This is a genomic window from Amycolatopsis pittospori (assembly GCF_013870525.1).
In the GTDB taxonomy this organism is placed as follows: Bacteria; Actinomycetota; Actinomycetes; order Mycobacteriales; family Pseudonocardiaceae; genus Amycolatopsis; species Amycolatopsis pittospori.
Genome location: NZ_JACBXD010000055.1, coordinates 1 through 13,259 on the forward strand (window position 1 = coordinate 1; position 13,259 = coordinate 13,259).

12 protein-coding genes are annotated in these 13,259 nt (G+C 68.5%); 8 read left to right on the forward strand and 4 right to left on the reverse strand.

Going from position 1 to position 13,259, the window contains the following annotated elements:
- Positions 1 to 284: helix-turn-helix domain-containing protein (locus H5J31_RS39950; protein WP_181775399.1), on the forward strand; the 284-nt coding region annotated here is incomplete at its 5' end.
- Positions 285 to 294: 10 nt separating this feature from the next.
- Here H5J31_RS39950 and H5J31_RS26705 read toward each other — a convergent pair.
- Positions 295 to 1,227, reverse strand: coding sequence for a streptomycin biosynthesis protein (locus H5J31_RS26705; RefSeq protein WP_328701618.1), 933 nt, complete (start codon positions 1,225 to 1,227; stop codon positions 295 to 297).
- A 259-nt stretch (positions 1,228 to 1,486) separates the two neighbouring features.
- Here H5J31_RS26705 and H5J31_RS26710 point away from each other — a divergent pair, with 259 nt between their 5' ends.
- Entirely contained in the window at positions 1,487 to 2,230 is a 744-nt protein-coding gene (locus H5J31_RS26710) for a glycosyltransferase (protein ID WP_181775401.1), read from the forward strand.
- 3 nt (positions 2,231 to 2,233) lie between these two features.
- Here the strand turns inward: H5J31_RS26710 and H5J31_RS26715 are convergent, their stop codons facing one another.
- Positions 2,234 to 2,848 (reverse strand): TetR/AcrR family transcriptional regulator, encoded by a 615-nt coding sequence (locus H5J31_RS26715; RefSeq protein WP_181775402.1) that lies wholly within the window; start codon positions 2,846 to 2,848, stop codon positions 2,234 to 2,236.
- Positions 2,849 to 2,938: 90 nt separating this feature from the next.
- On the opposite strand from H5J31_RS26715, the gene H5J31_RS26720 reads away from it, so the two are divergent.
- Both H5J31_RS26720 and H5J31_RS26725 read left to right on the forward strand, forming a co-directional pair.
- Positions 2,939 to 4,351 carry a cytochrome P450 gene (locus H5J31_RS26720; RefSeq protein ID WP_181775403.1) on the forward strand — a complete coding sequence of 471 codons (1,413 nt, stop codon included), beginning with the start codon at positions 2,939 to 2,941 and terminating at the stop codon, positions 4,349 to 4,351.
- A gap of 99 nt (positions 4,352 to 4,450) precedes the next feature.
- Positions 4,451 to 4,816, forward strand: coding sequence for a hypothetical protein (locus tag H5J31_RS26725; protein ID WP_181775404.1), 366 nt, complete (start codon positions 4,451 to 4,453; stop codon positions 4,814 to 4,816).
- Between the two features lie 7 nt (positions 4,817 to 4,823).
- Here H5J31_RS26725 and H5J31_RS26730 read toward each other — a convergent pair whose 3' ends face one another.
- Positions 4,824 to 5,543: a helix-turn-helix transcriptional regulator gene (locus tag H5J31_RS26730; protein ID WP_328701619.1), complete on the reverse strand. Its 720-nt coding sequence runs from the start codon at positions 5,541 to 5,543 to the stop codon at positions 4,824 to 4,826.
- Between the two features lie 132 nt (positions 5,544 to 5,675).
- Between H5J31_RS26730 and folE the strand changes: the two genes are divergently transcribed.
- Both folE and H5J31_RS26740 read left to right on the forward strand, forming a co-directional pair.
- The gene (folE, locus tag H5J31_RS26735; protein WP_181775405.1) at positions 5,676 to 6,272 is read left to right on the forward strand and encodes a GTP cyclohydrolase I FolE; all 597 of its coding nucleotides are present in this window, start codon (positions 5,676 to 5,678) and stop codon (positions 6,270 to 6,272) included.
- A gap of 51 nt (positions 6,273 to 6,323) precedes the next feature.
- The gene (locus tag H5J31_RS26740; protein ID WP_181775406.1) at positions 6,324 to 8,771 is read left to right on the forward strand and encodes a P-loop NTPase fold protein; all 2,448 of its coding nucleotides are present in this window, start codon (positions 6,324 to 6,326) and stop codon (positions 8,769 to 8,771) included.
- On the opposite strand, the gene H5J31_RS26745 is transcribed toward H5J31_RS26740, so the two are convergent.
- The gene (locus H5J31_RS26745) at positions 8,720 to 9,460 is read right to left on the reverse strand and encodes a flavin reductase family protein (RefSeq protein ID WP_407925063.1); all 741 of its coding nucleotides are present in this window, start codon (positions 9,458 to 9,460) and stop codon (positions 8,720 to 8,722) included. The genes H5J31_RS26740 and H5J31_RS26745 overlap by 52 nt on opposite strands.
- A 255-nt stretch (positions 9,461 to 9,715) precedes the next feature.
- Between H5J31_RS26745 and H5J31_RS26750 the strand changes: the two genes are divergently transcribed.
- Together H5J31_RS26750 and H5J31_RS26755 are read left to right on the forward strand one after the other, a co-directional pair.
- Complete coding sequence (locus tag H5J31_RS26750) at positions 9,716 to 11,785, forward strand: AMP-binding protein (protein ID WP_181775407.1); 2,070 nt, start codon at positions 9,716 to 9,718, stop codon at positions 11,783 to 11,785.
- A 147-nt stretch (positions 11,786 to 11,932) separates the two neighbouring features.
- Positions 11,933 to 13,201: an HNH endonuclease signature motif containing protein gene (locus tag H5J31_RS26755; protein ID WP_181775408.1), complete on the forward strand. Its 1,269-nt coding sequence runs from the start codon at positions 11,933 to 11,935 to the stop codon at positions 13,199 to 13,201.
- Positions 13,202 to 13,259 lie beyond the last annotated feature (58 nt).

A 13,259-nucleotide genomic window follows, 5' to 3' on the forward strand; every position in this document is an offset into this window, starting at 1 on the left:
GGCTTGAGGTCCCCCGGGTAGAGGAACTCGGGAGCCGGTTTGGCCTCGTCCCGGGTCAATGGCCGGGGCCGGATCCCGCCGCCGGGCTGACCGAGGCGGAACGCATGGTGGCGGCTCTCGCCGCGCGAGGCCACACCAACCGTCAGATCGCGGATACCCTGGTGATCACGATCAGCACCGTCGAACAGCACCTGACCAGGATCTACCGCAAGCTCCGCGTCCAGCGGCGTGCGGAGCTGAAACCGTTGCTGTGGGCCGAACCCGCCTTGGCCGACGAACGATGAGCGCCCGCGGTCAGCCGGCGGCGGGGACCTGGTCCTCCACCTTGGCGGCGAACTCCTTCCAGCGTTCGGCGCAGTCGCGGGCCAGCCCGGCGACGATCCGGCTGACATGTGGCGGGACGTGCCCGATGATCGTTTCCCAGTCCTCCGGCCGGATCGTGTGGAGGTTCAGCAGCGTGAGCAGGCTCCGTCCGGTTTCGTTGAACCGCAGCGCCGGATCGGCCTTCAACCGCTCCACCACGGCGGCGTGGTCCTCGATCCCGGTGGCGGGACGTGGCTGCGGCCGTCCGCCGGTGCGCTGTCGCGGGATCGGGTCCTCGCCCCGGTTCAACCGGTTGCGGACGTCGCGCGCGGTCTCCGGCGAGATCCCCGCCAGTTGCGCGATCCGGCGCAGCGAAAGACCCGGGTTCTCGGTGATCAGCGCGCTCGCCGCACGTCTTCCCTCGGTGCCGTCGACCGGATGGAGCCGCCCGTCCTGCCCGATCCTCGCCCGTGCCGGGCTCCCCGGGGTCCGTTTGCGGATCTCCGCGACGGTGCCGGCCGCGATTCCGGTCGCCGACGCGACCATCCGGTCCGACCACAGCGGATGCGAAACGACAACGCGTTCCGCCGCGCGTTTCCGATCCGAAAGCGACAACGGCAGCCCGTGCGCGATATTCGCCTTGACGCCGAGCACGAACGCGTCCGCCTCGGAGCCGTCGAAGAATCGGACGGCGATCGTCCGTTGCCCGCGCAACCGCGCCACCCGCACCCGGTGCGCGCCGTCGATGACCCGGCGGGTCGTCCGGTGCACGAGAATGGGCGGCAGTTCCTCCCTCGCGCCGGCCAGCACTTCGATGTGTTCTTCGCTTTCTCCCCCCGATCTCGGTGATTCTCCCGCCGACAGTGTGTCGATTTCGACACGCACCACCGGTTCCCCCGTCACCCGTCTTCGTTCGAGATCCACCCCGGACTCCCTCGCCCTCGCCCCGTGCCGAAAAGAGAACTCCCCTATTACGGAAAACGACGCTAACAACGGGGTTCCGGACGCCGGTACCCCTGCATCGCCCCTATTGGCCGCCCCGCGTCCCCATGTGACGGAACGAGGCTGAGCAGGCACGATAGGTTTCGCCGGAAAGGGACCTACGGCCCTTGCCGTCACCATTTCCGGCCGATCCGGAAGTAGTGATTCCCCACGAAGAAAGCGATGCGGGTAAGTTACCGTCGTGCCCGTCCTGAGCGTGATCACCCCGGTCCACCCGCCGAGCCTGCCGTATCTGACCGAGGCTTACGAATCCCTGGCCGCGCAAGAACTCCCGGCGGGCTGGACGTGGGAATGGCTGGTACAGGAGGACGGCGAGACCGGCCTGCTCGACGGCGTCCTCCCCGCCGACGCCCGAGTGCTGCCGGGCTCGGGCCGCCGTGGCGGACCCGGCGTCGCACGGATGATGGCGATGTCCCGTGCCTCCGGGGAACTGATCAAGGCACTGGACGCCGACGACCTCCTCGCGCCGGGCGCGCTCGCGCGGGACATCGCGGCGCTCGCGGACCCCGCGATCGGCTGGACCACGTGCCGGGTCCTCGATCTCCTCCCGGACGGGACCACTCTCGGCTTCGCCGGCGACCCCGACGAGGGCCCCATCGAACGCGGCGCGATCCTGCGGCACTGGCAACGGAACGATCACGTGTCCTCCGTGGTGGCCGGAACGTTGTGCATCCGCCGCGAACTGCTGCTGGACCTCGGCGGCTGGATGGCGCTGCCCGCGTCGGAGGACACCGGCCTGGTCCTCGCCGCGAACGCCTCCTCCGACGGCTACTTCCTGGCCACCTGCGGGATGTTCTACCGGAAGTGGCCCGGGCAGGTCACCCGATCGGCGGCGCACAACGACGACGCCGAACGGCTCGCACGGATGAGGCTGATCGGGGAACGCGCCGAGATCATGCTGACGCGGACCGCGCGGGTGCGCTGACGCCTACAGTTCGATGTCGACGTCCGGTGACGCGGCCACGATGTCGAGCAGCGCCTTGGCGCACAGGTCGCGGGTCTGGTCCCTGCTCAGCCTGCGGTACTTGAGCCAGTCGAGGCAGACCGCGACGACGAAGGCCAGCCAGCCGCGGACGGTCACCCGCAGCGTCTCCGGCGGATCTCCGTCCGGGCAGAGGACATCGAGGATCCTGCGGCCCTGTTCGGCGAAGTTGTTGTCCAGGACGTCCCGGACGTCGTCGACCGCGATCGCCGTGCCCGCGTGCAGCGCCCGGTAGCCGTCCTCGTTCGCCTCGACGTAGCGGAGGTACGCGTCGAGACCAGCCATCAACTGCTCCGCGACCGGCAGCGTGGGATCGGTCCTGGTCATGTCGAGCAGCCGCTCGCCCTCGGCCTTGATGACCTCGGTGACGAAGTCCCGTTTCGTCGGGAAGTAGTGGTACAGCAGCCCCCGGGACACCTCCGCGATGTCCGCGACCTGCTCGATCCACACGTCGTCGTACGGCCGTTCCGCGAACAGGCGGGCACCGATCCGCAGCAGCTGTTCCCGCCGCTCGGCGGTGCTCAGCCTGCTGCGGGGCCTTCCGGTAGCACTCGGCGCCATCCGGTCATCGTACTTACTTGACACGAGTTCAGTAACGGGCCACCCTCGCTATTGGATGCCGATTCAACAGCGCTCACCTGGAGGGGCCCGATGGCCACCGCACTCCCCCACCCCCCGCGCCGGATCCCGCTGATCGGCGACGTACTCGGCGTATCACCGAAGACCCCGGTACAGGACTCGATGCGGCACGCCGCCGAACTCGGCCCCCTCTTCGAGCGCAAGGTGTTCGGCCGCGGGATCGTCTTCGTCCACGGCGCGGACATGGTCGCCGACCTCTCCGACGAGAAGCGCTTCGCGAAGCACGTCACGCCGGCGATCTCGAACCTGCGCCCACTCGGCGGCGACGGACTGTTCACCGCGCACAACGAGGAGCCGAACTGGCGCCGCGCGCACGAGATCCTCGCCCCCGCCTTCAGCCGCAACGCCATGCAGCGCTACCACCCGACGATGCTGGCGATCACCCGTGAACTGCTCGACGCGTGGGACCGCGGCGGCCGGGTCGACGTCACGGACGACATGACCAAACTGACCTTGGAGACCATCGGGCGGACCGGATTCGGCTACAGCTTCTCGTCGTTCGAGCGGACCGAGCCGCATCCGTTCGTCGCCGCGATGGTCCGGACGCTGCGGCACGCGCAGCGGACGGCGATCCAGCCACCGGTGATCGGCCCGCTCCTCAGCAGGAAGGCGAACCAGCGCAACGAAGCCGATCTCGCCTTCCTTCGCTCCGTCGTCGACGAGGTCGTCGAGGCCCGCCGCAACGACACGAGCACCGACGACCTGCTCGGGCTCATGCTGAACACCACGCAGCCGAGCACCGGCGAGGCGCTGGACGAGGTCAACATCCGGAACCAGATCATCACCTTCCTCGTCGCCGGGCACGAGACGACGTCGGGCGCGCTGTCGTTCGCGCTGTATTACCTGGCGAGGAATCCGGACGTCCTCGCCCGCGCACAGTCCGAAGTGGACAAGGTCTGGGGTGAGAACCCGGATCCGTCCTACGAAGAGGTCGCCAAGCTCCGCTACGTCCGGCGCGTATTAGACGAGGCGCTGCGGCTCTGGCCGACGGCGCCCGCGTTCGCCCGCCAGGCGCAGGTGGACACCGTCGTCGGTGGCACCTACCCGATGAAGAAGGGACAGTGGGCGCTCGTCCTCATCCCGGCGCTGCACCGCGATCCCGTCTGGGGAGACGACCCCGAGTCGTTCGATCCCGACCGGTTCGCCCCGGACCGCAACCGCGCCCGGCCCGGCCACGTCTACAAGCCGTTCGGCACCGGGGAACGGGCCTGTATCGGGCGGCAGTTCGCCCTGCACGAGGCGACGCTCGTGCTCGGCATGCTGCTGAGCCGCTACGACCTGCGTGGCGACCCCGCCTACCGGCTGAAGGTGCAGGAACTGCTCACGCTGAAGCCGGAGGGCTTCCGGCTCGACGTCTCGCGCCGTGAGCGCACGACGGCATCCGTGACCGGCGTCGCTCCAGAAGGAGTATCGGAAACCGCTTAGCCCACGCGGGGTTTGAGGAGTCCGCCGACCAGGGTGTCGAGAGTGGCGTGAGGTCGTGCCCTGGTAGTGATCCCTTTAGACTTTCCGCAAGGAGGTCTCATGGCGCTCGAACCCACCTTCACGGCGGAAGTGTTCCAAAAGGCCGCTTCGCTGCCGGAAGTGCCGCCACGGCTGGCGCGTGCCGCCGACGCCGTTCGCGACGGCAAGTTCACCTGGGAAGACGTCGCTGCGGGAAGCTGCGAGCATCCGCTCGCGCTCGCGTTGTTCGCGCCCAAAGCCAAGGAGACCCTCTGGCCGACGCTCATCGCCGTCCAGACCGAACTCGCGTCCGGCGGCGAGCCCGAGCCGGCACCGCCGCCACGTCCACGACGAGCGGCCGTCTCGGACGACGATTTCAGCGAGATCACCTACCTCGAAGACCTCGCCGAACCGCCAGGTCACCCGAGCTGGCCGGGCAGGCCCTGACCCGGCCTCACCTGGCCTGCCCCAGCTCCACACAGCACTCCGCCGCGCCGGGAGCGAGGACCGCTTCCACGTTCCCGGCGCGCAGGCCGGTCAGCAAACCGGCCAGGAAGGCGTGGTTGATCCGGCAGACCAGCTCCGGCGCCTCGGCGGCCAGCGGATGGAACGGGCAGTTCCGGAGCCGGACGCAGGTCCCGGTCTCCCGGCTGGGCTCGAAGCCGTAGCGGCCGAGCATCCCTTCGGCGACGGTGAGCGCGCGTTCCACGCCGAGCCTCCCGGGCCGTGACCTCGCCCGTTCCTCCGCTCCCGCGGCGACACCGCGCTCCCCCGCAACCCGCAGCACCGCGTCCCGCGCGGTCTCCCCGGTTCCTTCGGCGAGCACCGCTTCGGCGAGGATGCCGGCCAGGATCTCGTGTCGCCGCACGGGAAGCTGGACCTGGATGGCCTCGGCGACGGGTTCGTAGACCTTCGGTTTGCGCCCCACTCTCCGCACCGGGCCGGCGGCGAAACCGAATCTGAGCAAGCCTGCCGCCACCAGCTTGTCCAGGTGGAACGCCGCGAGCTTGCGGGAGATCCCCACCGCGGCCGCCGCCTCGTCCCGCGTCACCGGACGCCGCGCGCGCCGGGCATAGGCGTACATGCCGCGGCGGAGGTCGTCGTCGAGTGCCGCCACCGCGGCGATGGAAGGGGCGTCGAGGCCGTCCGGCTCGGACACTGTCACGTACGCCACGATATCGCCTATCCCAGCTGGCGGAACGTCCTGAACTGCGGATCTACCATGTACGCTGAACCGGCAGGCGGTAAAACGCCCAAGAATCTTAGTCCAATAGCTGTGGGGATCGCGTTCATCCTAGGAGGCCGTATGTCCACTCCCGCCTTGCGCGTCGTCCCCGAAAGCGGGCCTGGGCCGGACCTCGAAGCCGCCGAAGCCGCGGCCGCGGATCTCCTCACCGCGCTGGGCATCTCGCTGGACTCCGAGAGCCTGCGCGGCACCCCGGGCCGGATGGCACGCGCGTACGCCGAGCTGTTCACCCCGCGCGCCTTCGACCTCACGACCTTCCCCAACGACGAGGGTTACGACGAACTCGTCCTCGCCAGGGGAATCCCGGTCCGGTCCGTCTGCGAACACCACCTGCTGCCGTTCGTCGGCGTGGCGCACGTCGGCTACCTGCCCGGCGAACGAATCCTCGGCCTGTCCAAGCTGGCCAGGATCGTCGAGCACTTCGCCTGCCGTCCGCAGGTTCAGGAGCGGCTCACGAAACAGGTCGCCGACTGGCTCGACGAGCAACTCGAACCGCGCGGAGTCGGCGTGGTGATCGAGGCCGAGCACTCGTGCATGACCCTGCGCGGCGTCCAGGCGGCCGGTTCGAGCACCGTCACCTCCACCCTGCTCGGCACACTGCGCGAAGACGCCCGCTCGCGCCAGGAGTTCTTCGCCCTCACCGGCATCAACGGCTGACGCCGGCCCACTAGACTGTCCCTTCCGTTCGTCCTTGGGGAGGGAACACGGATGGTCGCCCACAGTCCTGCTCGGGTATTCATCTCCTACTCGCACGACTCGTCCGGGCATACCGAGACCGTTCGACGGTTCGCCACCTTCCTCGCCTCCGAAATCGGGCTCGACGTCGTTCTGGACCAGTGGCTGGAGACCACCCGGCGCGACTGGGCGGCGTGGGCGAACGAGCAGATCGACAAGGCCGACTTCCTCCTGGTCGTCGTCTCGCCCGAGTACAGGCGTCTTGCCGACAGCCGGGACCTCTTAGCCCTGCCGCGAGTGAACGAGGTGCTCTTGCGCCGCTCGGACACCCAGCGGATCTTGCCGGTCGTGTTACCTGGACAATCGCGGGAGTACATCCCCGAATTCCTTGTCCCCTATGCCAAGACCTGGTTCCAGGTAAGCGAGTTCACCAGGGACGGGGCGGCGGCCCTGCTGACCACGATCACCGGAGGCGGGCACACTCGCCCCGAGAGCATCGAACCGGAACCTGATCCCTTCTCCGCCCACCTCGCCGATTACCGGCCCGACACCGACGACGGCGTCGACGAGCTCGGCATCGGCCCCGACGTCCGCATGCTCGCCGACCTGGTGGTCTCGCGGATGATCACCCCTCCCCTGTCGATCGGCCTGTTCGGCAGCTGGGGATCGGGGAAGAGCTTCTTCATGCGCCAGATGCAATCACGCGTCCGCGAACTCGCCGATTCCGCGCGGGAAGCCGAATCCGCCGCCGGGGCGCACGGGAAGTCCGTCTCCTCCTACTGTTCGAGCGTCCGCCAGATCAGTTTCAACGCCTGGCACTACAGCGAGGCGAACCTTCTCGCCAGCCTCGCCACCCACATCTTCGACAACCTCGCCGCGAGCGGCGCCGAGAACGACCTCCAGCGCCAGGCCGACGCGCTCGCGGAACGCCGCAAGACGGAGCAGACCCTTCTCGGCAGGCTCAGCACCGTCCGCCTCGAACGCCGAACCCTGACCAAACAACAGAAACAGGCGAAACGCCGCCGTCGCAAGCCGCGCGAGTACGTGCGTGCTGTCTTCGACGGTCTCACCGAAGCCGACAAGGCGTGGATCGCCTCGCGCCTCGGCGTCGACCAACCGACGGCCGAGGATCTCGAACGCCTCGCGCAGGAAACCGGCGGCCTGCACTCGGACGTCGCCGAATTCTGGCGACGGCTGCGCCAGGATCCGGTACCGCTGCTGATCTTGATCGGCGGGCTGGTGACGGTCCTGGTCGTCACGCTGCTCGTCGGCCGGTCCCAGATCTCCGGTGTACTCGGCGGGCTCACCCTGGTGAGTTCCGCGCTGACCGTCGTCCTGCGGATGCGGGCCAGCGCGGGCCGCATCCACGACGCGCTCGACAAACTCGGCGGCCCGTCCGAAGAGGACGCCGAGACCGAGCGGCGCCTGGCCGATCTGGACGCGGAGACCGAACGGCTGGAGAAGGCCGTCGCGGAGCTCGCGCCCGGGCTGGACCTCGTGTCGTTCGCCGAGTCGCGGGTCTCGGACTACGTCGAGCATCTCGGCGTGGTCTCGTTGCTGCGCAAGGATCTCGAAACGTTCGCGACCATGCTCGCCGAAGTGCCGCACGGGCACGGCAAGATCGAACGGACCGTGCTCTACATCGACGACCTCGATCGCTGCCCGCCCAAGGTCGTGGTCCAGGTCCTCGAAGCGATTCATCTCCTGCTGGCGCTTCCGGTGTTCGTCGCCGTCGTGGGCGTCGACTCCCGATGGCTGAAGAAGGCCGTCGAACAACACTACGAGGAGATGCTCGGCGACGAACCGGAGGTGTTCGCCGAGCACTACCTGGAGAAGATCTTCCAGGTCCCGTTCCGGTTGTCCCTCATGGACGAACCAGGTTTCGCGGGGCTCGTCCGCGGGCTCGCCGCCACGGAGGGCCTGGAAGCCATCCCGGCGACCACCCCCGATCGGCAGGCCGAGACCGCCACCGCCGCTCCCCCGGCGGCGTTCGAATCGGCTCTGCCTCACGCGGCAGCACCGGAACCGTCGTCCGAATCGTCCACAATAGACCTTCGACCTCCTCGGCTGGTGATCTCCGCGGCGGAGCTGGAATTCCTCGCCACCCTGGCCCCTCTCGCCCGCTCGCCGCGGTCCGCGAAACGGCTGCTGAACCTGTACCGCTTGCTGCGGGCGCGTTTCGCCGGCGAAGAACTGGCCGAGTTCCTCGCCGACGGAACGCGCGAGGCGCCCTTCCGTGCCGTGCTGGTACTGCTCTCGGTACTCGTCGGCCATCCCGAAGCCATCGCCCGGTTCTTCGCCTCGATCGCGGGGACGGATCCCGAGGACAGCGCCTTCGAGATCATCTCGTCCCTCAACGACCACGAACTGCGGCCCAAGCTGGAACGCGGCCTGTCCGGTGGATCGTGGCCGGAACTGGCCGCGTCCTATCAGCGCTGGTTGCCGCTGGTGAACCGATTCTCGTTCGCCCGCGACGACTGAGTGCGGGAGCGCTCGATGTCGGGCCCCCGGTAGAGCCGTTCGGGGATCCGCGCCAGCGTCGAGGGGTGGACCTGCGGACCGAGGCCGTAGAGCTTCTGGAAGCTCATGATCAGCGGCCGCCACCGGTCCGGGTCGATCCGGTCTTCGGTACCCGGCATCCGCACGGAGTCGTGGACGTGGACGCGCTGCACGCGGACCTCGAACACGAGCACGCCGCCACGCTGGGCTTCGTCGTCCTCGGCGAGCCGGTGGACGGCCTCGACGACGGCCTCCATCGTCACCGGGCATTCCGCCACACGCGGCGGCGAGACCGTCTCCGAATCGACCGGGGTGAGCCCGGCGCGGCCGAACTTGTCGGCCTCGTGCCGGTAGCCGCGCTCGTACTTGCGAGCCGGGACGGGGTCCGATCCGGTGGTCAGGGCGAGCCTGTCGACGGCGGCCGCCAGATCGTCGGAAGGGAGATTCAGAACACATTCACGGGTACGCATGAGATTCTGCGCGGTCTTGGATTTCGCGCCCAGTCCGAGCATGCCCCGCCAGCCGAGCCAGAACGCCGACGACATCGGAGCCAGGTTCGGGGAGCCCGCCTGGTCGACCGTCGAGAGCAGCACCACGGGGGTGCCGAAGTAGAGGATGCCGGGCTCAATACGGGTGTGCGCGGTCTCGGCCGCTGACGTAGTAACTGTCACGTTCGTCAGCTTCGCCGCACAGCGTGACGGAGGCTGGCGTGAATCGGACGTCGCGATCAACCCTGTCGGCGGGCCGCTTCCCGGGCCGGGAGCGCCTACCATTTCGAGGACGGTTCCCTTGGGCGGGCACGAACCCGGCGTCGTTCGGAGTATTGCGTTCGGCCGATTGCTGGTAGGTTCGCCGGACTTGAACGATGGAGGAGGCGCCGGCAGCGGCCCGGTCGACACCCGAACGCGCGTGGTGAGGCGAATCGCATGCGAGACGATGTGGTCCAGGCGAGCTCGATTCTCGGGCACTCCCCCGGCCAGGTTTGGGAAGTGATCGGCGATCCCGAGTCCTACTCGAGGTTCGTCGCGGAGATCAGCTGGTGCGAGGTCAATCGACCGGCCGAACGCGGCCGCGGTCCGAAGTGCCTGATCCGTCTGGAACCGCGGGCGGGCAAACTCGTCGTCGGCGAGATCGAAGCCCGGGTCTGGCGGCCCGGTGAGCACGTCGTCTGGTGCGGTGTCGAGGACGACGGCAACTGGGTGTCCATCGAGCTGCGCCCGGGTCCCGACAACGGGACGGAACTCGTCGCGCAGTTGATGCTTCCCGCGCAGCATTCGCATCTGGTGTCCGCCGCTTCGTTCAAACGTTCCGTGCGCGCGGTGACCCGGCGGATCGACCTGCACCTTTCGGGCCGGGCGGCGCCACCGCAGGAGGAGCCCGCGCACACCAAGGCCACCACGCTGCACACGGCGAGCACGCTGATCAAGGCCGGCGTGCTCGCGGCCGCGCGACCGGACAAGATCGCCCGGCAGCTCACCTCGCTGTCACAGTGGGGCGCCACCGTCGCCGGCGGCTATTCGGCCAACGCCGCCCGTGTGCCCGAAGAAGTCGCGCTGCACGACGAACGCAACGTCCGGACGTTCAAGCAGGCGTCGGACCGCAGCAACCAGCTCGCGAACGCGCTGGCGCAGCGCGGAGTCAAGTCCCGCGACCGGATCGCCCTGCTGTGCCGCAACCACGCGGCGATGGTCGAAACGCTGATCGCCTGCAGCAAACTCGGTGTCGACGCGATCCTGCTCAACACCGGGCTCTCCGCGGGCGCGGTCGCGAACGTCGTCGCCCTGCACAAGCCGGTCGCGGTGTTCGCCGACGACGAGTTCACCCGCATCATCGCCGACATCCCCGGCGACTTCATGCGCTTCAGCACCTGGCCGGAGAGCGAAGACGGCTATCCGACGATCGATCAGCTGATCGCCGGGATCCCGACCACCAAACTCAAACCGGTGGACCGGATCGGCAGACTCGTCGTGCTGACGTCCGGGACCACCGGAACCCCCAAGGGCGCGCGACGTCCGACGCCGAAGGGACTCGCGACCTCGGCCGCGATGCTGGACCGCATCCCGCTCCACTCCGGCGACCGGTTCGTGGTGGCCGCGCCCCTCTTCCACAGCTGGGGCCTCGCCGGGATGCAGATCGGCATGGCCGTGCGCGCGTCGCTGTCGCTGATCCGCCGGTTCGACGCGGAAGAGATCCTCAGGACGATCGCCGAACACCGGTGCGGCGTACTGTTCGCCGTCCCGATCATGTTGCAGCGCATCCTCGACCTCCCCGAGCGGGTCCGCACCCGGTACGACCTGTCGTCACTGCGGATCGTGGCCAGCAGCGGATCGGCGATGCCCGGCACGATCGTCACCGAATTCATGGACACCTTCGGCGACGTCCTCTACAACTTCTACGGCTCGACAGAGGTTTCGTGGGCGAGCATCGCCACGCCCGAAGACCTCCGCGCCGCCCCCACCACCGCCGGTCGGTGCCCGCCCGGCACCCGCGTCGCCATCCTCGACGACGACCACAACCGCGTCCCGCCCGGCTGGGAGGGACAGATCTTCGTCGGCAACGACATGCTGTTCGAGGGCTACACCGACGGCGCCAGCGTGCCACGGGCCGAAGAACTGATGGCGACCGGCGACGTCGGCTACCAGGACGCCTCCGGACGCCTCTTCGTCACCGGCCGGGCGGACGAGATGATCGTCTCCGGCGGGGAGAACGTGTCCCCTCGCCCGGTCGAAGAGGCCATCGCGGCCCTGCCCGGCGTCCACGAAGCAGCCGTCATCGGCGTCCCGGATCGCGAGTTCGGACAACGGTTCGCGGCCTACATCGTCCCGAAACGCGGAGCCCGGATGAACGCGGAAGACGTCCGCGCCTACATCCACCGGCGCCTGGCCCGATTCGCGGTGCCGCGGGATGTGTACTTCGTGGAGGAGCTGCCGCGGAACGCCACCGGGAAGGTGCTGAAGCGGTTGCTGCGGGACGATACCTGGCCCATCGACCAGTAGTCCTATGTGGACTGTCACCCGCCCGCGGACGCCGCCCTCCGTGGTCGGCCGACCGTATCGAAATCACCCTCCAGTGTTATTCGCACCATTTCCCGGTTGCGTAAAATTACGAACGCATGTTCGACAGGTTTCGGGTATTATTGTGGGGTGTCCGAGACCGAGGTTCCCGTTCTTCCCGAGCTGCCGCAGGAGTTGTGGCGTGCCGGGAAGCTGGAGCTTGCCCATGGGGCGCGACACTTCCTGCAAGTGATGCGGATCGCCGCCGCCGGACTGGGGCGATTCTTGGCGGAGATCGAGTCTCGGGGCGCGAAAGACTTGTACGGCTACGGGACTACCGAGGCGTGGTTCGCCGATCTCGCCGGTCTCACCCGTGGCGAGGCGGGGGATGTGGTGCAGCGTGCGATCGCGCTGAACCCCACCCGCACTCTTGATGGCACCGAAGTCCCACCATTCGCGCCTGCCACCGCCGCCGTTGCCGCCGAGGGCCTGGTCGGTGACGAGCGGATCGATCAGATTCTGAAGGCACTGCAGCAGATCCCTGCCGAGACCTCACCCGAGGATCGGGCGTGTGCGGAGAACCAGCTCGCGAACCTCGGCCGGGACGCCGGGCCCTCGGAGATCGCGAAATGCGCGAAGCAGATGCTGGCATGGCTCGACCCCGACGGCAAAGAACCCAAAGATCCCGAACCCACCCAGCCCCGCCGCGAACTCACTGTGGAGCGCCGCAAAGACGGCTTCTGGAACCTCAAAGGCCTGTTGGACGACGAACTCGGCGCCCGCACAGCAGCGTTCATCGAGGCCTACTCCAAACCCCGCCCGGTCGACGAGTTCGGCCAAGCCGACTTCCGAAGCAAAGCGGAACGCCAAGGCGATGCCTTCGCCGACCTCCTCGATCTGGCCATCGCCGCCCCCGACCAGCCTGGCACCAACGGCTACCGGACTCTGGTGCACGTCACCGTCGGTCTCGAGGAGCTCAAAACCGGGCTTGGGACCGCGTGCCTCGATTTCGTCGGGGAGATGACCGCCCGCGACGCCCGCATGGCCGCCTGCGACTGCCTCATGCTGCCCGTCGTCCTCAACGCCGCCGGAGAACCACTCGATGTAGGACGGCTCAGACGCTTCGTCACCCCCGGCCAACGACGTGCCCTGAACATCCGCGACGGCGGCTGCGCCTTCCCGGGGTGTCACCGGCGGCCGAAAGGCTGTCACGCACACCACATCCATCACTGGGCAGACGGCGGCCTGACCGACCTGCGCAACCTCGTCCTGCTGTGCTCCTTCCACCACCGCCTGATCCACCACGGCGAATGGGAAGTCCGCATGGCCGCTGACGGGCTACCCGAGTTCATTCCGCCTCAGTATCGGGACCCGCTCCGACTACCCCGGCGCAACACCCTCCACCACGCCACCGCCTGACCGTCAGGAGCCCGCCACCGAACCGGCGACGGGCCCTTCGGCGCGCCCACCGGACTGC

What these genes read in the sequence shown, in the direction of transcription:
- H5J31_RS26715 (WP_181775402.1), bottom strand. Translation starts at nt 2,848, where the DNA reads ATGGCGCCGAGTGCTACCGGAAGGCCCCGCAGCAGGCTGAGCACCGCC.
- H5J31_RS26720 (WP_181775403.1), top strand. Translation starts at nt 2,939, where the DNA reads ATGGCCACCGCACTCCCCCACCCCCCGCGCCGGATCCCGCTGATCGGC.
- H5J31_RS26725 (WP_181775404.1), top strand. Translation starts at nt 4,451, where the DNA reads ATGGCGCTCGAACCCACCTTCACGGCGGAAGTGTTCCAAAAGGCCGCT.
- folE (WP_181775405.1), top strand. Translation starts at nt 5,676, where the DNA reads ATGTCCACTCCCGCCTTGCGCGTCGTCCCCGAAAGCGGGCCTGGGCCG.
- H5J31_RS26740 (WP_181775406.1), top strand. Translation starts at nt 6,324, where the DNA reads ATGGTCGCCCACAGTCCTGCTCGGGTATTCATCTCCTACTCGCACGAC.
- H5J31_RS26750 (WP_181775407.1), top strand. Translation starts at nt 9,716, where the DNA reads ATGCGAGACGATGTGGTCCAGGCGAGCTCGATTCTCGGGCACTCCCCC.